The 20,225-nt window shown below is 48.1% G+C and carries 18 protein-coding genes; 3 read left to right on the plus strand and 15 right to left on the minus strand.

The features are described 5' to 3' along the window. Window positions 1-52: 52 nt before the first annotated feature. Window positions 53-784, minus strand: a complete 732-nt coding sequence (locus EBB54_RS21230; RefSeq protein ID WP_125128879.1) for a cell division ATP-binding protein FtsE — start codon at window positions 782-784, stop codon at window positions 53-55. Window positions 785-930: 146 nt separating this feature from the next. On the opposite strand from EBB54_RS21230, the gene EBB54_RS21235 reads away from it, so the two are divergent. After that, window positions 931-1,845 carry a C39 family peptidase gene (locus EBB54_RS21235; RefSeq protein ID WP_125128880.1) on the plus strand — a complete coding sequence of 305 codons (915 nt, stop codon included), beginning with the start codon at window positions 931-933 and terminating at the stop codon, window positions 1,843-1,845. Window positions 1,846-1,952: 107 nt separating this feature from the next. On the opposite strand, the gene EBB54_RS21240 is transcribed toward EBB54_RS21235, so the two are convergent. The 3 genes from EBB54_RS21240 to fliD form a co-directional block, all read right to left on the minus strand. Next, a complete protein-coding gene (locus tag EBB54_RS21240; RefSeq protein ID WP_125128881.1) occupies window positions 1,953-2,369 on the minus strand; it encodes a hypothetical protein in 417 nt (138 codons plus the stop codon). Between the two features lie 71 nt (window positions 2,370-2,440). Further along, window positions 2,441-2,812 (minus strand): flagellar export chaperone FliS, encoded by a 372-nt coding sequence (gene fliS, locus EBB54_RS21245; RefSeq protein ID WP_125128882.1) that lies wholly within the window; start codon window positions 2,810-2,812, stop codon window positions 2,441-2,443. Window positions 2,813-2,830: 18 nt separating this feature from the next. Beyond that, entirely contained in the window at window positions 2,831-5,368 is a 2,538-nt protein-coding gene (fliD, locus tag EBB54_RS21250) for a flagellar filament capping protein FliD (RefSeq protein WP_125128883.1), read from the minus strand. Between the two features lie 372 nt (window positions 5,369-5,740). Between fliD and EBB54_RS21255 the strand changes: the two genes are divergently transcribed. Together EBB54_RS21255 and EBB54_RS21260 are read left to right on the plus strand one after the other, a co-directional pair. Next, a complete protein-coding gene (locus EBB54_RS21255) occupies window positions 5,741-6,529 on the plus strand; it encodes a ParA family protein (protein WP_004072164.1) in 789 nt (262 codons plus the stop codon). Window position 6,530: 1 nt separating this feature from the next. Beyond that, window positions 6,531-7,805 carry a late competence development ComFB family protein gene (locus EBB54_RS21260; RefSeq protein ID WP_125128884.1) on the plus strand — a complete coding sequence of 425 codons (1,275 nt, stop codon included), beginning with the start codon at window positions 6,531-6,533 and terminating at the stop codon, window positions 7,803-7,805. An 89-nt stretch (window positions 7,806-7,894) separates the two neighbouring features. On the opposite strand, the gene EBB54_RS21265 is transcribed toward EBB54_RS21260, so the two are convergent. From EBB54_RS21265 to flhA, 11 genes are all read right to left on the minus strand, one after another. After that, on the minus strand, window positions 7,895-8,866 hold the full coding sequence (locus EBB54_RS21265) for an Rpn family recombination-promoting nuclease/putative transposase (protein WP_243127757.1): 972 nt from the start codon (window positions 8,864-8,866) through the stop codon (window positions 7,895-7,897). A gap of 385 nt (window positions 8,867-9,251) precedes the next feature. After that, window positions 9,252-10,175, minus strand: a complete 924-nt coding sequence (locus tag EBB54_RS21270; RefSeq protein WP_243127758.1) for an Rpn family recombination-promoting nuclease/putative transposase — start codon at window positions 10,173-10,175, stop codon at window positions 9,252-9,254. 644 nt (window positions 10,176-10,819) lie between these two features. Beyond that, window positions 10,820-12,046 carry a hypothetical protein gene (locus EBB54_RS21275; protein WP_125128887.1) on the minus strand — a complete coding sequence of 409 codons (1,227 nt, stop codon included), beginning with the start codon at window positions 12,044-12,046 and terminating at the stop codon, window positions 10,820-10,822. A gap of 225 nt (window positions 12,047-12,271) precedes the next feature. Further along, the gene (locus EBB54_RS21280) at window positions 12,272-13,519 is read right to left on the minus strand and encodes an EAL and HDOD domain-containing protein (protein ID WP_125128888.1); all 1,248 of its coding nucleotides are present in this window, start codon (window positions 13,517-13,519) and stop codon (window positions 12,272-12,274) included. 3 nt (window positions 13,520-13,522) lie between these two features. Further along, window positions 13,523-14,437 (minus strand): chemotaxis protein, encoded by a 915-nt coding sequence (locus EBB54_RS21285; protein WP_125128889.1) that lies wholly within the window; start codon window positions 14,435-14,437, stop codon window positions 13,523-13,525. A gap of 68 nt (window positions 14,438-14,505) precedes the next feature. Continuing rightward, a complete protein-coding gene (locus tag EBB54_RS21290; protein WP_004072143.1) occupies window positions 14,506-14,985 on the minus strand; it encodes a chemotaxis protein CheD in 480 nt (159 codons plus the stop codon). Between the two features lie 7 nt (window positions 14,986-14,992). Beyond that, on the minus strand, window positions 14,993-15,613 hold the full coding sequence (locus EBB54_RS21295) for a chemotaxis protein CheC (RefSeq protein WP_004072139.1): 621 nt from the start codon (window positions 15,611-15,613) through the stop codon (window positions 14,993-14,995). A gap of 30 nt (window positions 15,614-15,643) precedes the next feature. Then, complete coding sequence (locus tag EBB54_RS21300; RefSeq protein ID WP_004072137.1) at window positions 15,644-16,375, minus strand: flagellar hook-basal body protein; 732 nt, start codon at window positions 16,373-16,375, stop codon at window positions 15,644-15,646. Between the two features lie 94 nt (window positions 16,376-16,469). Beyond that, window positions 16,470-17,210, minus strand: coding sequence for a flagellar hook-basal body protein (locus EBB54_RS21305; protein ID WP_125128890.1), 741 nt, complete (start codon window positions 17,208-17,210; stop codon window positions 16,470-16,472). Between the two features lie 28 nt (window positions 17,211-17,238). Further along, on the minus strand, window positions 17,239-18,012 hold the full coding sequence (locus tag EBB54_RS21310) for a sigma-70 family RNA polymerase sigma factor (protein ID WP_125128891.1): 774 nt from the start codon (window positions 18,010-18,012) through the stop codon (window positions 17,239-17,241). 67 nt (window positions 18,013-18,079) lie between these two features. Beyond that, window positions 18,080-20,203 (minus strand): flagellar biosynthesis protein FlhA, encoded by a 2,124-nt coding sequence (gene flhA / locus EBB54_RS21315; RefSeq protein ID WP_125128892.1) that lies wholly within the window; start codon window positions 20,201-20,203, stop codon window positions 18,080-18,082. Between the last annotated feature and the right edge of the window lie 22 nt (window positions 20,204-20,225).

A 20,225-nucleotide genomic window follows, 5' to 3' on the forward strand; every position in this document is an offset into this window, starting at 1 on the left:
ATATATCCCGACAAATATAATATATTTTCTGCTTTTTTCTTAAAAATGCGGTCTACTTTTTTCTTGCCAGTATTCTCCTTTCCTCAAATATATCTGTAGCCTTCTGATTATAGATGGAGTTCTTTTCGTCCGCCACGACCATGCCGGAAACAAGCGAAATGCACCTTTTTTTCATGATCGTTACCAAATCCCGGGCATGGCTGGCAACAACCACCGTCATCCCCTGGTAATTCACCTCCGCCAGAAGCTGCATCAGATCCCAGGAAGCGTCCGGGTCCAGGTTGGCAGTAGGCTCGTCCGCAATCAGGATATCCGGGCTGGTTGACAGCGCCCTGGCCAGAAGAACCCTGGCCCGCTCTCCGCCGGACAGCTCGTCAGGAAAAGACTCTGATTTTCCCACCAGGCCCACCAGGCCGAGTACCCGCATCGCGGTCTTTTTCATCTGGGCGCTTCCGTGTTCCGTGGCCCACAGCGCAAATAAAATATTGTCATACACGGAGCGGTCCTTCAAAAGCCCCACGTCCTGGGACACGATCCCGATCCTGCTCCGGTGCGCGGAAATCTTTCTTCTCTTCATGATGTCCAGCCGGCGGCCATTCACTGTGATCCTTCCGGAGGTCGCCTCCTCCTGCTTCATGATCAGATTCAGCAGAGTACTTTTTCCCGCCCCGCTCCTTCCGATCACAAAAACAAATTCCCCTTTTTCGATCTCAAAAGAAACATTTTCCAGTGCGGTCTCATCCCCAAACTTTTTTGTCACATGATCAAAAATAATTTGCGCCATACACTTCCTACCTTAATTTTTTTTCACAAGTTCCGATATACGATATGTGAATTTTCTTATATCATTTATATAGAAAACAGGATATAATATAAATATACTTTTTTTATTCGGAACAGTCAATAGATTATAAACATATGGAGAAAAAAATGAAAAAGAAAATATTATGCGGGATTATTTTTCTGACAATTTTATTCTGCATCTCCTTCTCTCAGACATATACCTCCGCCGCAGATGCCGCGGTCTATGGCCCACTTTCCGGGGATACCTCCGGTTCAGATGCAGTTTCGGGAGATGCTCCGAGTTCAGATACTGTTTCGGGAGATGCTCCCGGTTCAGAGCCTGTTTCAGAAGATGCTTCTGATCCAGAGCCTTTTTCCGGTAGGGTTGCCGGGGTTGATCCTTCTACCTGGAACGGACATTCCGTGGTGAGCCTGGGCGAACTCCGGGTCCCCTTGGCTGATCTTGTCTCCGGAGCCACTCCGGCGCCTTTGAACAACACGGGTGCTTCAGCGGGAGAATACACCCTTTCGCTGACTACCAGCATCGGCACCCTGACTTATTACAACCAGTCTGATTCCCGTTGGGCCGACTTCCTTTACGGCGGCACCGATCCCATGTCCGTCTACGGCTGCGGCCCCACCGTGCTGGCCATGCTGGTGAACAGCTTTACGGAAAATACCTGCCAGCCCCCGGATATGGCTGCCTGGGCGGCTGCCAACCACTATTGGTCCTCCGGCTTCGGCACAAAGCATGAATTTATCCCCGAAGGCGCAGCAGCATTCGGTCTCCGGGCAGAGCCCTTCCGCGACCTTACCGCAGAAAGCGTGATATCCGAACTGAAAAGCGGGCATATCCTTGTAGCATTGATGGGTCCCGGCCATTTTTCCGACAGCGGGCATTTTATTATCATTACAGAGGACTGGTCCGGCAATCAGGTACGCGTCGCAGACCCGGCAAGGCTGGAGCGCACTCAGACCGCGTGGGATGTGCAGCTTATCCTTGACGAGCTGCTCACCAGCGCTACGGCAGGCGGCCCGGTGTGGAGCATTACTCCAAAGTAATCCTATCTATTCCGCAAAAAAACGCGCTCACGGCGCGTTTTTTATATCCCTCAGAAAAACGGAAAAGCCGCCGGGGCAGCTTTTCCGAATCATACAGCATTTTCATATTATGAAGTTGCCTGATAGAAAGATTCCTTTCCCGCTACTTTGGAATTTAATACTTTGTCCAGATTGATCGTCCGGCTCAAAACCTGCTGTGTCTGACTGCTCAATTCGGCAATCTTCCTGGATTCAAAGCTGTCCGGCTCGTATTTCTTCCCATTCTCACCATTCAGCCAGGAACGCAGCTTCTTTTGGTCTTCGCCATCCATTGCTTCGAGAATCGTCTGAATCTCATGCTTCGAAGTACTTGCCTGATCCATTTCCTCTCCGCGCATCTTTAAGAGCAGCTCGACAGATTCCTTGTCATTCCTAGATAAAGAATCAGCCATGTCCTTTGTCAGTCTCTCAATCTCAACCATATGTACGTAATTCCGCTGTACTCTTATCAGGACTTCTGTCAGAAATTCTTCTTTATTTTCCATTGCTCTATCTGCCCTCTCCTGTTTATAGAAAGCCGTCCTTTTCTGCTGTCTACACAGCATAACAGCACATTCTATACAACTGCTGTCTTACTTGCCTCTTTGAATGCATCTCGAAGCTCCGCTACAAGGGGCTTCAGTTCCTGGATCACAGCAACCTTCCTTCCGGCCTGCAGCCGGCTCAGTTCAAAAAGGAAGAAATCATACATCCTTCTTAATTCGTAGCTGATCTTATAATTCATATTTAATGTAGTATTTAGATACTGCACAATCTCCTTTGATCTCTGAACCGATTGATTAAATAAATCATAATTTTCATCTTCTAACGCAATCTGCGCCCTGGCGAGACGCTTAAGCAGTTCATCATAAAGAAGCAGAAGCATCTCGCCGCTTGTCATCGTATTTACAGACTGCAGTTTATACTGTTCATATCCATTCTGATACATGCTTTTCCCCTTTTCGGATTAATAGCCTGACATTGAACTCAGATAACTGGACTGGCTGTTCATGTTGGCAATTAATGTCTCCAGAGTCGAGAACTGAGAAACATAACGATCCTGTTCCTTTTTCAGTTGTGCTTTCAGCTTCTCGATGATCTTATCAATACTTGATATTTCATTATAATAAGTATTCTGTGTAAGGCTCATTGCAGAACTCTTAGAACCTGCCTTACGGATCAGGATACCTTTTGATTCCATTGCACCAGTCGTATTTACATATTTGTTCATGATAGCCTTCAGGTTCGTCGCAAGGCCATTATATGTTTCCTTACCTTCTGCATCTACTCCTCCTGCCTGTGAAGTAAACAGATTTTGAACCTTCTCCGGATCAGTCTGAAGCGCTCCTCGCAGCTTCGCTTCGTCAATCGACAGCTTACCATTGTCAGAGTACGTGCTGGATACGCTGATTCCAACCTCCCTGAACTTCTCCAGGAGTCCTCCGCTGACAACAACACGCAGATCCATACTCAGTGATCTCAGGTCACTGTCACCATACAGCAGGCCAGCTTTTGCTTTCTCTTCCCACTTCTCAATCTCACTTTCGGACAGTTCACCCTTTTGTTCGGAACTAAGCGGGTCGTAGTCTTTATCGTGCTTTGTAGTCAACTGCGTATTGACCATGTCAACGATGGAATTGTACTCTTCTACGAAAGATTTGATGGTATCCATCAGTTTATCAACATCTACGGAAGCATCCACCTCAACAGCCTGGTCAGGATCGTTTTCTATTAAATTACCGTCATCGTCATATCCAAACGTGCCTTTGATGCCGATCGTAAGTCCATCTATTGTGAAGGAATTGGAATCACGCCTCAACTCTACAGACTCATCAGAGCCTGCATATTTCACTGAAACGATCGCGTCCTGTCCGCGAACCGACAAATCATTCCTCGTAATATTATTAGTATCATCCTTTTCTGCAAGATTGATTCCGAACATTTCACTTAACTTCACAAGTGTCTCATCATTATTGCCTGAAAAATCTATTACGCCGCTTGCTCCGTTATCTTTTGATGTAAATGTAAATTTGTCTGCCCCTTCTTGGTAAGTCACGTTTATGTTTGCACCGCTTTTATTAATCGCATCCATCACTTCCTTCATGGTTGCGTTTGCCCCAACTTCTATTAACACATCGTTAATTTTAAAGCCGATCTTCTTTGTTCCGTCTACATCAACGTTCAAACCGGTCATATCCATTTTTTTGTTCAGATTCAACCGGGTAGTATCTCCTGTGTGAAGAGCACTCTGTTTATCTGCACCGTCACTTTGCAGAGCCCCTTTCTTGTTGCCAATCAAAGCAATACTTCCGCCTGTAAGGGTAAATACGGATGAATCATCTGTTTTCAAATTTCCGTTTCCATCATCACTGCCTGGAATTGTTGTCCTGAAGGAAAGCTTTCCGCCTTCTCCGTCAACTTCAATTCTGCCTTTTCCAAAGGACTTGTCAAGCTGCTCCTGAATTGAATCAGCAATAGCTTCTATCGTTGCCTTATTTTTATCCTTACTTGAATCACCAGCTATTATTTCATTAACTGCTGCTTTTAAATCAGCCGCACTTGGCATTTTCACTGTTGCGGAAGTTCCATTATAAGAAAAATTCAATGTCTTTCCTGCAACATACTCATAAAAATCAACTTCCTTGATGATTTTGTCTTCTTCTATCTCTCCTGAAACCGCTGTTGCATCGCTGGTTATCTTTCCCTCATTGACTACCTTTCCTTCTTTTTCATCGCCTTCTGGTTTCTCCCTTAATCCAAGCAACTCTAATGCAGACCCGCCGGTCAGTTCCAATGTATTGCCGCCGCTGCCAATATCCTTAAATCCCAACGTACCGTCGTCATTTACAGTTGCCTCAACAATCGTAGAAAGCTTTTTATCGTTGCCTGTCGTCTGCTTTGACAGAAGGTCATTGATAGCATCTTTAATACCATCCGCAGTTGAATAATCATAATTATCCGAGTCACTCAGGTATATAGAATAAGTTGAACTGCCATACTTGATATCTATAGTTTTTCCAACCAGATTTTCTACTGTATATGCATCAGCATCAGTTGTATTAATGCTGATCCCGTCTGAACTCAGCGTCCCGCTGGAAACCTTATTCGAAGAAGACCACTTCGCATTCTCAGCCTTCTGCTTAATCCCCATGATAGTGATCGCATCCGCCCCGCTTGCTGATCCGGTAACAGACACGTACTTGCTGTTGATGCCGGAAGTTGTAATCTTATTCCTGCCCCAAAGCAGAGAACTGAATAAGTTGGTGGGGGAAGTCAATGTCTCTGTATACTTACTGTGGAATCCAATCATGGAATTGCTGATCGTCTGGATTGCCTCCTGTCTCCACTGTGCCTGCTGCTTCTTCTGCTCCTGCTTATTAATCTTTGTCGTAGTGCCAAGCGTCATGCCCTTGATCAATTCGTCTCTGTCCAGACCGCTGGCCAATCCGCCGTAACCCCGGATACTCGTGCTTGTTGAAGTGCTTAATGAACCTACTGATGACATGTCAATCCTCTCCTTTTTCTCTTCATATTCTTCATGACCTCCCGCCGAAAGACTTTATCCTCAAATCCTGCTGCAAGACACAACAAAATGTACTCGGACTGGTCTCTGAAAGACACAAGCAGTCTTCCGCCTCCCTGGTCATACGATTGCATAATAAAACCTGCTGCAATACTCTGGTTTCACGTTGGCTATATATTGCTTATGCCGCACAGCGTTCTTCACAGATGCTATATTACGAACAAACTGCTAGAACAGCGGTTATAAAGCAAATACATACTGATAAATTTTATTTTATTCTGTACTTATTTATCGGCATATAGTATACTTTAAATAATAGCGAAATGAGTTTTTTTACGAATGGAGGAATATATTTTGGCTACTATCATCGTACTCACCAATCAGAAGGGCGGCGTAGGCAAGACGACTACATCCACTGCTCTGGCGGCTGGTCTGGTCTCTTTTTATCATAAAAAAGTACTTGCAATTGATCTTGATCCACAGGGAAATATGGGCTTCAGCCTTGGGCTTGATATCGAAGATGGGCGTACGATCCACGACGTGATGACCGGACGTACCTCCGCCCGGGAAGCGATTCAGGAGACCGATTACTGCGACGTCATCACGTCAAATATTCTGCTCAGCAGCGCAGAGCTTGATTTCAACTTTTCCGACAGGGAGCTTTTGCTGAAGAAGTCGCTGGCGCCTGTCGCTGCCGATTATGATTTTATTATCATCGACACACCGCCGGCCCTGAATATTCTGACGGTAAATGCATATGCTATGGCAAATTATCTCATTATCCCGATGGCGCCGGAGATTCTGAGCCTTCTTGCCGTTACTCAGATCAAGGAGACCATTGACTCTGTACGTGAAAGCCTGAACCCTCATCTCGACGTGCTGGGGATTCTTCTTACAAAATACAACCCGCGTACGGTTCTTGCGCGCGAGGTCAAGGAAATGGCGGAAAATATTGCCGCACAGATTGGGACATGCGTATTCGATACACAGATCCGTTCCAGTGTTTCTGTTGCGGAAGCTCCCGCCCACGGTCTCAGTATATTTGATTATGCCCCCCGCGCCAAACCATCAGAGGATTATATGAGTTTTATCAAAGAAATCAGAATCATGATGAGAACCAAAACACTCCAGGAGGTAAGATAAAATGGCCAGAAAAAGCAACAAAACCGCGCATGTGCTGAACCTGATCGCAGGACATGACGCTGCAAAGGAAACGGATGAGCAGGCGTCCATAGAGCAGGAGGCTTCCGGCAGTACGGGAGCGCAGGCGGTCTCCGACGGTTCCTCTGCTCAGGCGGCGCAGACTGCTTCCGACGGTACGGATTTGCAGGCAGCACAGGCGGCTTCCGACAGCGCAGTTTCGCAGACAGCACAGGCGGCTTCCGGCGCTGCAGCTCCCCAGACAGCACAGGCAGCCCCCGGCCAGGCGACAGGACAAGCTGTCTCTTCCGGCATCGGCACAGTCTCAGGCGCCGGTAATCAGGCTGCCGGAGCTGTACCGCCCCCCATTCCTGCACAGCCCCAGGCAACTGCCGTACCGCCTCAGAACAATATTGCTATGATTGACAAAACCGGGGATGATCCGGTTGCCGAACTTATTCAGCAAAAATTATCAACCGAATTTGAAAAGCAGATACAGCAGTCCGGGACGGATGCCTCCGCCCCGGCGGAATCCGGTTCTGCACCGGAATCTTCTTCCGACCTGGGGGACAGTTCTGACTCATCCCCTGACGCAGATGCATCGGCTGATTCATCTGCAGGTACGCCCCCGGAGATTCTGCCTGTTTCCGAATCTGAAGCAGTGGTTCCTGAGATGAATACTACTTCCGATTCTGATGCTGCCTCTGTTTCCGAAGAGAACACTGCTTCCGTCTCCGATGCTTACTCTGCTCCGGAGACCCCCGCAGAAAATACGGTTGCAGAGGGTCATAACGCTGTCGATCTTACAGACAGCGCACCCGCAGAAAGTTCCGTTCCGGAGCAAGCCGTTGAACCCACGCCTGCAGCCGGGCCTATTTCGGAATACGCATCTTCACCCGATGCAGTATCCCTGCAAAATGGCGCTGATACTATGGAAGCAGCACCTGCACAGGAAACAGCATCGTCCCAGCAGTCCATTCTGGAAGCAGATCCGGAACCTGAAGAGCCCGAAGCCGATTTTGCCGCAATCAATGTTATGGAGCATATTGTAAGGGACAAAATCATCTATTATATGCGCCAGTTTGACGTCTGTACGTGTGACCGCTGCAAAGCGGATGTTACCGCGCTGACTCTCAACGGATTGATGCCAAAATACATTGTCACTATGAAAGCCGCAGTTGATCCGCTTCTCAGTTATTACACGAACCGTCTGATATCCGACGTTACTGTAGAAGCCACAAAATCCTGCATGACCGTCAAAGAAAATCCGAGGCATTAAGCTTCTTTTTTCTTCTGAACAGCAAAACAGCCCTTGCATTTCCCCATATGCCAAGGACTGTTTTGCTTATTCCAATGTTCTGGTCTGTCTCAAACCGCTGCCGTCTTCTTCCCTCCGCCCAGCTTCCTCCATATCTTCTCAATATTATAATCCGGTGCAAAATTCAACACAGTATTATAAATCGCTTCTACCTTTTCCTTATCTTCTTCCAGCAAATCCGCGATCTCTTCTGCGCTGCAGTTCTTTTTCATTTTTTTGCAGATCAGCTCTATCAGTTTCTTTTCTTCTCCTTCCTTATAACCCTGCTTTTCTCCTTCCCTATACCCTCGTTTTTCTCCTTCACTATAGCCATTGTGCCAATTACTGTACATCTGGGTATTATAGTCATTTAGTGCCTTCTGTCTTGCCTCATACAACAGGCGTTTTTCTTCATTCCCGCTCATATAGAGCAATTGATCATATGCTTTTTGAATATGCGGATCTGTCTTTGCCACCATCTCAAATTCCTCCTTCTTCTCAGCATTGAAAAATCTTGCCCATTTCAAAAGCGCTGTCTCCGGATATTCACGCTTGGCAAGCTTGGGCAGCTCTACAATATGTATCTCCAATTTGTCGCTGTATATCCTCCGCCGTTTATCCTCCCACAAATGGAAACAGGAATAATATTCCTCATCTTCCTCAAACAGGATAAAGTCCAGTATCCCTACATGGATGCATTTTTCAAGAACCTGATAGCCTTCTCCTGCGAGTATCACATCTGAATACATCTTACTCAGATAAAACAGCGACCGTTCTCTCCAAAACAGGAATTGCGCCACCTGGATTTCCATATCAATCTGAATCTCTCCATTCAAGATCACATGCACATCCAGTATCCCAAGCTTATCCTTTTGGTGCTTTACCCGTAAATGGGTCGGCTTCAATTCTGTACTGACTACTTCTTCCGGGCTGATCCCCAGCACTGCCGCTATGAATCCGCGCCGTACTTCTGCAAATTCCATCAGTTCCTTAAAACAGAAATCAATTTTCGGCTTCATTATAAATGTATTTGTGTTTGCCACTCTGCCGCTCCTTTCTTTCATTCAGAGTGAGAAAAAAGCGGCTCCATGTCTTTCCCTGGTCGCTGGTAGCCATATACCAGAATACCGGCCTGATACAGCGCCCTGAAAAATCTTTCGGCTGCCTGACTTCTGCCTATATTCATTATAACGGCATCCCCCGGATTGCACAACTTTTTTCTCCTTCTTCATTTACCCTGCTACGCTTCTCATTTCTGGAAATGCCACCCCGAATCTGGGAACATTGAAAAATCATACAGCTACCGTCAACTGTCCTATGATTTTCTAGGAATGAGGTTGCCTTACGGCTTAGAATCAACATCATCCGCAGCATCAGAAAAATGCCTGACCGGATGTGCATATTTTACTATTCAATCATCTGTCCGTCTCATACCGCCGTCTGCTTCTTCCTTCCGCCCAGCTTCTTCCATATCTTCTCAATATTATAATCCGGTGCAAAATCCAAAGCCGTATTATAAATCGTTTCCACCTTTGCCTTATCTTCTTCCAACAAATCCGCGATCTCTTCTGCGCTGCAGTTCTTTTTCATCTTTTTGCAGATCAGCTCTATCAGTTTCTTTTCTTCTCCTTCACTATAGCCATCGTGCCAATTACTGTACATCTGGGTATTATAGTCATTTATCGCCTTCTGTCTTGCCTCATACAACAGGCGTTTTTCTTCATTCCCGCTCATATAGAGCAATTGATCATATGCTTTTTGAATATGCGGATCTGTCTTTGCTACCATCTCAAATTCCTCCTTCTTCTCAGCATTGAAAAATCTTGCCCATTTTAAAAGCGCTGTCTCCGGATATTCACGCTCGGCAAGCTTGGGCAGCTCTACAATATGTATCTCTAATTTGTCGCTGTATATCCTCCGCCGTTTATCCTCCCACAAATGGAAACAGGAATAATATTCCTCATCTTCCTCAAACAGGATAAAGTCCAGTATCCCTACATGGATGCATTTTCCAAGAACCTGATAGCCTTCTCCTGCGAGTATCACATCTGAGTACATCTTACTCAGATAAAACAGCGACCGTTCTCTCCAAAACAGGAATTGCGCCACCTGGATTTCCATATCAATCTGAATCTCTCCATTCAAGATCACATGCACATCCAGTATCCCAAGCTTATCCTTTTGGTGCTTTACCCGTAAATAGGTCGGCTTCAATTCTGTACTGACTACTTCTTCCGGGCTGATCCCCAGCACTGCCGCTATGAATCCACGCCGTACTTCTGCAAATTCCATCAGTTCCTTAAAACAGAAATCAATTTTCGGCTTCATTATAAATGTATTTGTGTTTGCCACTCTGCCGCTCCTTTCTTTCATTCAGAGCGAGAAAAAAGCGGCTCCATGTCTTTCCCTGGTCGCTGGTAGCCATATACCAGAATACCGGCCTGATACAGCGCCCTGAAAAATCTTTCGGCTGCCTGACTTCTGCCTATATTCATTATAACGGCATCCCCCGGATTGCACAACTTTTTTCTCCTTCTTCATTTGTCTTGTTCTGGATGCCTTGCAGCAGCGTGCAAAGCACTGTGAACAATAACTCCCCGTTACGTTTCTCATTTCTGGAAATGCCGCCCCGAATCTGGGAACATTGAAAAATCATACAGCTACCGTCAACTGTCCTATGATTTTCTAGGAATGAGATTGCCTTACGGCTTAGAATCAACATCATCCGCTGCATCAGAAAGATGCTCGACTGGATGTGCCTATTTTACTATCCAATTACCCACTCGTCAACCCAATACACAGATTTCTCACACTTTTATCACTTTTATTGTACAATTTACGGCCAACTGGCAGCGAATTGCAAGGCATCCTAAACAGCAGCTTTTCTGCATACGATTGTATAAAAATTTGGCAGACACCCTTCTGCTAAGTATGTCTGCCAAACCTTACATTCTTATGTATCATCCCTAAGTTGGTATCATCAGCCTATATCCATCTTATATATCCGAAGCCAATATCCACCTTGGGTCCTTTGGTTTTTCCTGCTGCTTTGTATCTGCTGCCGTCGTTGTGCGGGTCACACCGCCTGCCACGTAGACGCTGCCGCACTCCGGACAGATTCCCGTCTGCATTGATACGGACTGGCTGATCACGCGGCGTCCTTCACTCTGGGCTTTGGCACGCTCACGAACCACATGCTCCATCTCATGTCCGCGGACTGCTGAAGCCGACTGATCCGGCCCGATATGCGTCGGTGTTTTGAAAGAAACCCCCGGATCATTAGAACCGTCCTGGTACTTTCGTTCCTGACAGGTTTTGCACTCGGCCTCTTCGGAAGTCTTCTGCGCATTCTCTGCACCCATCCCGGCTACCTTCGGCGCATCCTCCTGAGATCCTGCTGCCGGAGTGGTGTCCGTCTGCGCCGCAGTTCCCGGAAGTCCCGCCTGCACCGCTGCTTCTTCCGTCGAAGTCCCCGGAAGCTCTGCCTGCACCGCCTCTTTCGACCCCGTTCCCGGCAAGTCTAACTGTACCGCTTCCTTTCCGGCTCCCTGCGAGCTACCCGGCAAGTCTAACTGTACTGCTTCCTTACCTGTTCCCTGCGAGCTACCCGGCAAGTCTAACTGCACTGCTTCCTTTCCGGCTCCCTGCGAGCTACCCGGCAAGTCTAACTGCACTGCTTCCTTTCCGGCTCCCTGCGAGGTACCCGGCATATCCATCTGTACCGCTTCCTTGCCAGCTCCCTGGAAACCGCTTCCTGCCGCTGTCCGTCCAAACGCCCCTGCATTCTGCATACGCATACGGACTGAAAGCTCCGCCGGGTCCATCCCTTTTCTCAGGAATGGAATCATATAATTGGTACTGCCGGAATTTCCCGGCTGTACGGTAGAAATCTTATCGACCGGCTGTACCGGACTCTCCGGATCAGCCGCTCTTCCGGCTGACACTGCCGCCACACCGGATGCCTGCCCGGCAGCCGCTATACTACGTGCCCCAATTAAGGATGAGACACCGCCAGCCCGTCTTGTCGATACCGAATGACTCCCGGACACAGCCCCTGTCTTCTGCCCCGCCTGAACCTGCTCACCCCCGGACACCGACTGCCCAGCCCGAACCCGCACATTCCCAGCCGCCGCCTGCCCAGCCTGAACCCGCATATTCCGTCCATAACCGCCTGAATACTGATAACTGCTTACATTCGTATTGAGAGAAACCGCCCCTACCATTACACACACCTCCCATGATCACTGCGCACTCTCTTATTATATTATGCACCTGTGATACAGAACGCCCCATATCCGGCGCCTGTCTTCTGCACATTTCGCATACATTGTCCCATATGCAAATATATGAAAAAACAGCCTTCAGCAAGTAAACCTAAAACCTGCACAGTCTGTTTTTTCGCATTGCTCCCTTTTCGAATCTCTTCTTATCCTTTTTAAAGATTCTCTTTAATTATCCTCTTTGATACCCACTACATTATCCCAGATATCATTGACCTCTTCCACGCATTCCATATAGATCTGCGCCATCTCATTGGTATGAAGGCCGAGATCCTCCGCAAGCTCCTTGATCTCGCTCCATTCCGCACGCTCATAGTGGAGGATCAGCTGGTAAAGCTTTCCTGCCTTTCCTTCCTGGTAGATCAGGGCATCCTTCACTTCCTTGATGATCGGGATCTCGAAGAGGATCTCCTCCATCGGAGCGTCGATCATATATTCCAGCGTAGAAAACATACCCATCAGGTAAGCATCCGACGCCGTAATTTCAAATTTTTTCAGCTTCTTCACCAGCGCGGACGCTAAGTTCGCACGCAGGAACGAAGTCTTCAGCAGCTCTTCGGAAGAATTTTCACTTTTATCCTCAAAACTCAGCAGGTATACCCACTGCTTTAACTGGCTGATCCCGACACGCACCAGCGCCTGGCGGATCGAAGTCGTCTCGTGGTGCACCGCAAAATACGCGGAATTTGCCATCTTCAGCAGCGCATAGGTCAGAGACGCATCTCTTGTGATGATCTCCTCCAGGATCTCCACATCCGGCTCTTCCTTCGTGATCTCCATGATCAGCTGGTACAAATTCCCCTGCATGAAATCCATCTTGCTGGCCTTCGTAGTGGTCGCGCTGGAAATAAAATTCCCCTCAACATAATCCACATGAAGTTCCTTTGCAAGCTCATAGACTTCCTTCGTATTCACTCCGGTAGCAATGATCTCCTTCTGGAAGCCATGCGCCATATCCACTACATTGGCAACCGAACTCCTGTGGTTGTCATCCATCTCATCCATGAGCTGTACCTTGATATAGTCCACATATTCCAGCATACTGAAATACTTCGGCGTAAACTGGAAATCATTGATTGCGAAATGATATCCCGCATCTTTATACTTGCTGATCAAAATGGCCGCCAGAGAATGAATGACAATATTGTCCTCGATCTGGATCACGATCTTATCCTTGTCAAAGATCTTCGGCGTATTCCGAAACAGCAATGCCGGGGTAAATGTCATGAATGTCTTTTTCTCCTTGAAAATCCGGTTGGAGTTTTCCGACAAAAATGCAACCATGGCATTCGCCGCAACACTGTCCGTACTCGAATTATATAAGCTGTCCTGATCTTCCTGAATCCTCAGTTCATATCCAATAATCGTGTCGGTCTTTAAATCTTTGATCGCCTGTCTTACTACACAATTATCCATGCACTATATCTCCTTCCGCAGCAGCAATTCGTCCATTACCTCAACCAGACGTCCGATCTCCGGTTTGGACAACTGCTCATCAGCGCCAAGCTGCTTTCCTTTGCGCCACATTTCCTCATTGATCAGAGATGAGAATATGATAACCGGCATACTCTTCATCACCTCATCCTCTTTCACAAGCTTTGTCAGGCGGTGTCCGTCCATCTCCGGCATCTCGATATCCGTAATCAGAAGAGCCGCCTTGTCATGGAAATCAGAATCATTTCTAATCCGGTTCAGATGATCCCATGCTTCCCGTCCGTTGTTAAAATTCATCAGGTTCACATATCCCGCACGCATCAGAGAATCCTTGATCATCTTCGTCAGTAGGATCGAATCCTCGGCAAGGATGATATGCTCATCCCGCATTGACCTCTCACCAAGCTTGTCGATATCATCCACCTGGATACCCGTCTCAGGCGCAATCTCCGTCACGATCTTCTCAAAGTCCAGGATGGTTACCAGTCTTCCGGAGCAGGACGCGATACCGGTCGCTACGCCCTCCTCGCCATTGGAAAGCGTTTTATCCGGCTTCTGGATATCCTCCCATGAAATCCTGCTGATCCCAACCACCGTATGTACCCGGAAAGCAATGTTCATCTTATTAAAATTCGTAATGATAAACAAATCCCTGTCATGGCTATCCCCGCACTGTCCTGTCAGATACTTCGGAAGGTTGATTACCGTAAGCAGGATGTCCCTGGGCTTGAAGATCCCTTCTACTGATGGATGGGAGTGAGGTACCGGCTTGACTTTGTCGGCCATCATAATCTCCCTTACCTTTGCCACATTGATCCCATACAATTCGCCGAATATGGTGAACTGCATTATCTCAATCTCATTTGTTCCTGATTCCAATAAAATCTCTGTATCAGCCATAAACACTCACTCCTTTGCATTCTATATATATTTATCGGCGTATCACATATTAAAAATAAGGCAGCTCCCTATAAGAACTTCTCCGGCCTTCCCGCGCACCGGATCGACACCTTTCCGTTTTCTACGTCCAGCAGCATTGTCCTCGCATAATTAGCTCCCGTGTCTTCTCCCATAATACGCAGCCCTTCGGCCGCAAGAACCCGTTTCACCATCTGCGCGTTGCGGTCGCCGATATTCCCCAGCCCGCCGGGGCCTTTCATCTCGAACATCTTTGCGCCGCCTGCGATTTTACAGATCATCCGGCTCTTTGACGCGCCGAACGCCTGAAGCTTGCGCAGGGTCTCGGGTATCCCCGAATCGGCAAATTTGAATACATTTGTATCCGTTCCCTGTTTTTGCGGAAGCATAATATGAAGAAGTCCTCCCAGCTTGATCATCGGATCATAGAAAGAAATCCCGATGCAGGAGCCTAAGGCATATGTGATCAGTATGCCCTCCTGCCTTGTAATTTTCATATCCGCAATTCCGACCGATACCTTTTTGATCATCCGTCAATCACTCCACTCCTAGTTTTTTCATTAGAACATTTAATGATTTCACATCGGGCAGGAGCAGCATGCTGCTATTCAGTGCCTTTCCATCAATCTTAAATTCACCTGTAATCATCATGATCCTGTCCGAATGCTGTCCCATCACCGCAATCGGCACACTCAGAATGCCGCCGAGCATATTCGCCGTAAACTGCGGGACAGACAGCTCCACTTCTACATTTGCCAGCGAAGACATTGCAGTGATATATGAAGAAATCACAATATTCCCAATCTCTGTCAAGACAGATGTATCAATCTCATCCAGTTCCAGCATATCCACGCTTCCCTTGCCCAGCATCCGCTGCACGATCTCGTCCGCGAACTCTTTCGTCAGGATAAACAGCATAACCCCTTCCAGCTCTCCCGACATCTCTACAAATATTGCCGCAACCAGTTCCTCCGGGTCTCCAAGAAGGTTCAAAGCCGCGTTAAATCCCAGAACCTTTACAGCCGGCATCGACATATTCACCTTCGCATTCAGCATACTGGACAACGCTGTTGCCGCGTTGCCGCCGCCGATGCTTCCAATCTCCTTCAGAATATCAAATTCCAATTCGCCCATTTCTTCATATCTGCTAATCGCCATACATATACCTCGCTATCCTTTATATTTTAATTATGTCCGCAATCCATTGATCGTGGTCATGACTTCATCCGAGGTCTGCACCATTTTTAACGCATAGGAATAGGCCCTCTGTGTCTCAATCATACGAGAGATTTCTTCTGCCGTATCGACCCCGGACATCTCCAGGGTGTGGTCTACCAGTCTTGCGCCACGAATCAGATAGGGGTCGCCGTTCTTCTGCACCGGGACATATTCATTCATTCCGTTGCTTATCATTCCGTCCAGAATATCAAATCCATACACACCGATCTCGCCGCTCAGTTCCCTCTCATTGTCGCTGCCCGTGACGTTGCCCACCAGGATCGGATTCTGGTTCTGATCCAGCACCAGGTTGCCGTTGTCATTGACCAGATAAAAAAGATTTCCCCTCTGCGACATACTGAAATGGCCGTTTCGGGAGTAAGTGATCTCACCCGTGACCGGACTCATCAGCATGAAAAATCCATCGTCCATTATCGTATAGTCAAATTCGCCGTCCGTAGTCATCGGAGCTGAAGGGTCAAAATTGGTATTCGTCTTTTCCACAGCAATACCAACACCTGCTTTCAGCGGGGTATCATCCCCCCTGTAGTTGTTCAGGTTGTAATACATCAGATCCGAAAATACGGCTGACTTGGATTTGTAACCATAGTTATTCACATTCGCAAAGTTGTTCGCTATGACGTCCATCTTCTTCTGCTCTTCCATAGCGCCCCTTGCGGCCGTATAAAATGAAGTATACATAGTTTCTCCTCTCTATATGCTCTCCTGTAGATCCCCGGCCGCATACCGCCGCCGGCATTATGCTCCGCTCCCGGTCACATACCGCCCCTTACGGTTATGTGGGGCTTCCCAGAGCAGTCGCCCTGCTGATCAACTGGTCATACATTCGCAGGATCTGCGCAGATCCCTGGAGCACTCTCTGGCTGCTCATCATGGCCGTCATCTGCTCTGCCAGGTTCACATTGGAATCCTCCAGAAACTTCTGCGTCACCACGGCGTTGGATCCCATCGGCGCGGCCCCGGTCGTGAACACGCCGCCTGTCACCTTGGTCAGCTCTCCGTAATCCGCAAAATCCACCACGTCCAGCGTACCGAAATACCGGCCGTCCTCAGCGCTGGTAATCCGTCCCTGGGAGTCAATGGTCAGGTCGTCCGTATCCACCTGGATCGGCCCGTTGGTTCCCATCACCCGGCCCATGCCCGGCAGGATCAGATAGCCCTGGTTATCCAGGTTAAAGGAGCCGTTTCTCGTATACACTTCCCCGTTTCCCGTCTGGATCACAAAAAATCCGTCGCCCGTCAGGCCCACATCCAAAGGATACCCGGTCTCCCGGATTCCCCCTTCGGTATAATCCGTCACCCTCTCGTCGGCTACGTTCATGCGGGACACCGTCCCCACCTCTGTCCGGCCGTCCTGGTCATAACGATAGAGCATCTCATCCCGAAAAGTACTCTCCATCATCCGGTCCATCTTATATCCCGGTGTAGAGACATTGGACATATTATTACTGATAATATTCAGATTCCGGTTTTGTGTTATCATGTTCGAAGTCAGATCATAAAATCCCTGAAACATATTCCTGTTCTCCTTTGCTCATATTTTTTTATATAAACTTCTCCATATGCACCCGCAGCTTTTTAATCGCGTTCGAATGAATCTGCGATACCCTGGGCTCGCTCACCTGGAGCACATCCGCGATCTGGCGCATATTCAGGTCATCTATATAATACAGTGAGATCACAAGCTGCTCGTTCTCCTTAAGCTTCTTGATCCCCTCCGCCAGCACCTCCGTAACTTCCTTCTTAAGAAACTGGTTCTCCGGCTGTTCGTTGGTCTCCACCTGGGGCAGCTTCATGCTGATCTCATTCCCCTGCGCCTCCGCCAGCACCATATCCAGTGAAAGGATATTGAACAGGCTCGCCTTGCGCATGGTATCCTGGTATTTCTCCGGAGTGATGTTCAGATACTCCGTCACCTCCTGGATGGAAGGATAATACCCAAGTTTATTATATAACGTCATGACCGCTTCTTCAATATCTCTTGTGTTTTTTCTTGTACTTCTCGGCACCCAATCCTGCTTTCGGGCAAGATCGATGATCATTCCCTTGATCCGCTTCGAAATAAAAGTCTCAAATTTGACATTTTTATCCATGTCAAACTTGTCGATGGCAGACATAATGGCAATGACGCCCTCGCTGATGATATCGTCCACCTGGGAAAAGCTCAGATAGATGTCACGCATCTGCAGCGCGATGCTCTTCACGAGATAAATGTAACGCATGACAATCTCCTGCTTGACCTCCAGGCTGCCGGTCTCTTTATACAATTGTAAAAGCTCTTCATTCGACTTATCTTTGTATTGTTCCTGCGTTTCCATATTGTCTGCTCCGCCTAAATATTATTCAGCCCGCCTGTGTCTCAGGGATTCCCTCTGCTCGCCCGTTTCAGCGGTCTATCTGCAGCGAGATATTCCCCACCGCCTGGATCTGGATGTTATTGCTGATCTCGTTAAACGACAGCACATACATCTCCGGGAAGAACTGCTCGATCAGATGGTAGAAATGGATTCTCACCACCTGGCTTGTAAGCACGATCGGAGCCTGCCCCAGCTCGTGGAACTTCTTCACCTCATCCGAAAGCTGGGTGATTACGCTCTGCATTACATCCGGGCTGAGCGCAAGATACAGGCCATGATCCCCATTTGTCAGGCTTGTAATGATATTCTTCTCCAGATCCGCGTCCAGCGTCACCACCTTCATGCTGCCGCCTTCGCAGAACTTTCTTGTAATGGTTCTCTTCAATGCCACACGGATATTCTCCGTGATCGTATCCAGATCCTTCACCGTCATGGCAGAATCCACGATTGTCTCGATGATGGTCTCCAGGTCCTTGATCGGGATACCCTCCTTTAACAGGTTCGTCAGAACCTTCTGGAAGCCTCCATAGGAAATGACCGCCGGGATCGCTTCCTCCACAAGCTCCGGAGACTGGTTCTTCAGATTGTCTATCAGACGTACGACCTCCTGTCTGTTCAGCAGCTCGTACGCATGCTTCTTCACCGTCTCCGACAGGTGCGTCAGCATAACAGAGAGCGGATCAATTACAGTGTAGCCGTAGATCTCCGCCATCTCCCGTTTATCCATGGTGATCCACTTACTCGGAATACCATATGCAGGTTCAATGGTATCGATACCATCAATTTCTTTTTCCAGGTTCGGCGGCTCTAAAGCCAGATAATAGTCAATCAGGATCTCGCCCTTCGCCACCTCTTCGCCCTTGATCTTGATCACATACTGGTTCGTGTTCAGATAAGAGCTGTCACGCAGACGGATCGAAGGAATGACCAGACCCATTTCCTGGGCGTACTGCCGCCGGAATATAACGATACGGTCGATCATCTTACCGCCGCTGGCCTCATCCACAAGCGGGATCAGGCTGTATCCAAATTCCATCTCGATGGGTTCCACATTGATCAGGGAATATACCGTGTTGATGTCCTTGAAATTCTCTTCCTCGGCCATCATCTCTTCCTCCAGGGAAGGACCCTGCTCCATGCTCCCCGGTCCGGCCATGCCTGCCATCACGCCCGCGGCGCCTACCATGACAGGTCCGCCCATCTCTTCCATGCGCCGCAGCAGATAATATCCGCCGAACATCATAACCAGCGCGATCAATGCAAGCTGGAATTTGGGCATCCCCGGAACCGCGATCAGGATCGCCAATACGCCGCCGGCGATCATAAGCGCCCTGGGCTGCGCCTTAAACTGTCCGAGTACTTCTATATTCAAGCTGTCCTCGGCAACCGCACGGGTTACGATCATACCCGTTGCCGTGGAAATCAGCAATGCAGGAATCTGTCCTACCAGGCCGTCACCGATGGTCGCGATAGAATAGACTGAAAGTACCTCCGTAAAGGTCATTCCGCCCTGCACCATACCGATGATACAGCCTCCCAGGAAGTTGATCGCCGTCGTCACAAGGGACAGCGTCGCGTCTCCCTTTACAATCTTCGTAGCACCGTCCATGGCCCCGTAAAAATCCGCTTCCTTCTGGATCTTATAACGTCTGGCTTTGGCCTCCTGCTCGTCGATCAGTCCGCTTCCCAGGTCCGCGTCAATGGCCATCTGCTTACCGGGCATCGCGTCCAGCGTGAATCTCGCCGCAACCTCAGCCACACGCTCGGCGCCCTTATTGATAACAAGGAACTGAACCAATACGATGATCAGGAAGATTACAACTCCGACAACCGCATTTCCCTGCAGCACGAAGTTACCCATGGCCCCGATCACGGAACCGGCGGAACCGCCGTTGCTCAGGATGCTCCTTGTAGTAGATACATTAATACCGATTCGATATAAAGTTGTAATCAGAAGCAGTGACGGGAAAATGGAAAATTCCAGTGCCTCTTTGATATTCATACTGATCAGCAGAATGATCAATCCTACAGATATATTCAGAATAATCATTACGTCCAGGAAAAACGGACTTATCGGTATGATCAAAAGCAGCACGATCATGACTACGATCAATGATACCGCATTATTTAATATATTCTTGATATTCGTCATCTTCTACACCATCTTCTGGTTC

This window comes from Schaedlerella arabinosiphila, from assembly GCF_003885045.1.
Lineage (GTDB): Bacteria > Bacillota > Clostridia > Lachnospirales > Lachnospiraceae > Schaedlerella > Schaedlerella arabinosiphila.

Excerpts from the sequence above, each read along its gene's own strand:
- EBB54_RS21230 (WP_125128879.1), bottom strand. The coding sequence starts at position 784 with ATGGCGCAAATTATTTTTGATCATGTGACAAAAAAGTTTGGGGATGAG.
- EBB54_RS21235 (WP_125128880.1), top strand. The coding sequence starts at position 931 with ATGAAAAAGAAAATATTATGCGGGATTATTTTTCTGACAATTTTATTC.
- EBB54_RS21240 (WP_125128881.1), bottom strand. The coding sequence starts at position 2,369 with ATGGAAAATAAAGAAGAATTTCTGACAGAAGTCCTGATAAGAGTACAG.
- fliS (WP_125128882.1), bottom strand. The coding sequence starts at position 2,812 with ATGTATCAGAATGGATATGAACAGTATAAACTGCAGTCTGTAAATACG.
- fliD (WP_125128883.1), bottom strand. The coding sequence starts at position 5,368 with ATGTCATCAGTAGGTTCATTAAGCACTTCAACAAGCACGAGTATCCGG.
- EBB54_RS21260 (WP_125128884.1), top strand. The coding sequence starts at position 6,531 with ATGGCCAGAAAAAGCAACAAAACCGCGCATGTGCTGAACCTGATCGCA.
- EBB54_RS21275 (WP_125128887.1), bottom strand. The coding sequence starts at position 12,046 with ATGGTAGGGGCGGTTTCTCTCAATACGAATGTAAGCAGTTATCAGTAT.
- EBB54_RS21280 (WP_125128888.1), bottom strand. The coding sequence starts at position 13,519 with ATGGATAATTGTGTAGTAAGACAGGCGATCAAAGATTTAAAGACCGAC.
- EBB54_RS21285 (WP_125128889.1), bottom strand. The coding sequence starts at position 14,437 with ATGGCTGATACAGAGATTTTATTGGAATCAGGAACAAATGAGATTGAG.
- EBB54_RS21290 (WP_004072143.1), bottom strand. The coding sequence starts at position 14,985 with ATGATCAAAAAGGTATCGGTCGGAATTGCGGATATGAAAATTACAAGG.
- EBB54_RS21295 (WP_004072139.1), bottom strand. The coding sequence starts at position 15,613 with ATGGCGATTAGCAGATATGAAGAAATGGGCGAATTGGAATTTGATATT.
- EBB54_RS21300 (WP_004072137.1), bottom strand. The coding sequence starts at position 16,375 with ATGTATACTTCATTTTATACGGCCGCAAGGGGCGCTATGGAAGAGCAG.
- EBB54_RS21305 (WP_125128890.1), bottom strand. The coding sequence starts at position 17,210 with ATGTTTCAGGGATTTTATGATCTGACTTCGAACATGATAACACAAAAC.
- EBB54_RS21310 (WP_125128891.1), bottom strand. The coding sequence starts at position 18,012 with ATGGAAACGCAGGAACAATACAAAGATAAGTCGAATGAAGAGCTTTTA.
- flhA (WP_125128892.1), bottom strand. The coding sequence starts at position 20,203 with ATGACGAATATCAAGAATATATTAAATAATGCGGTATCATTGATCGTA.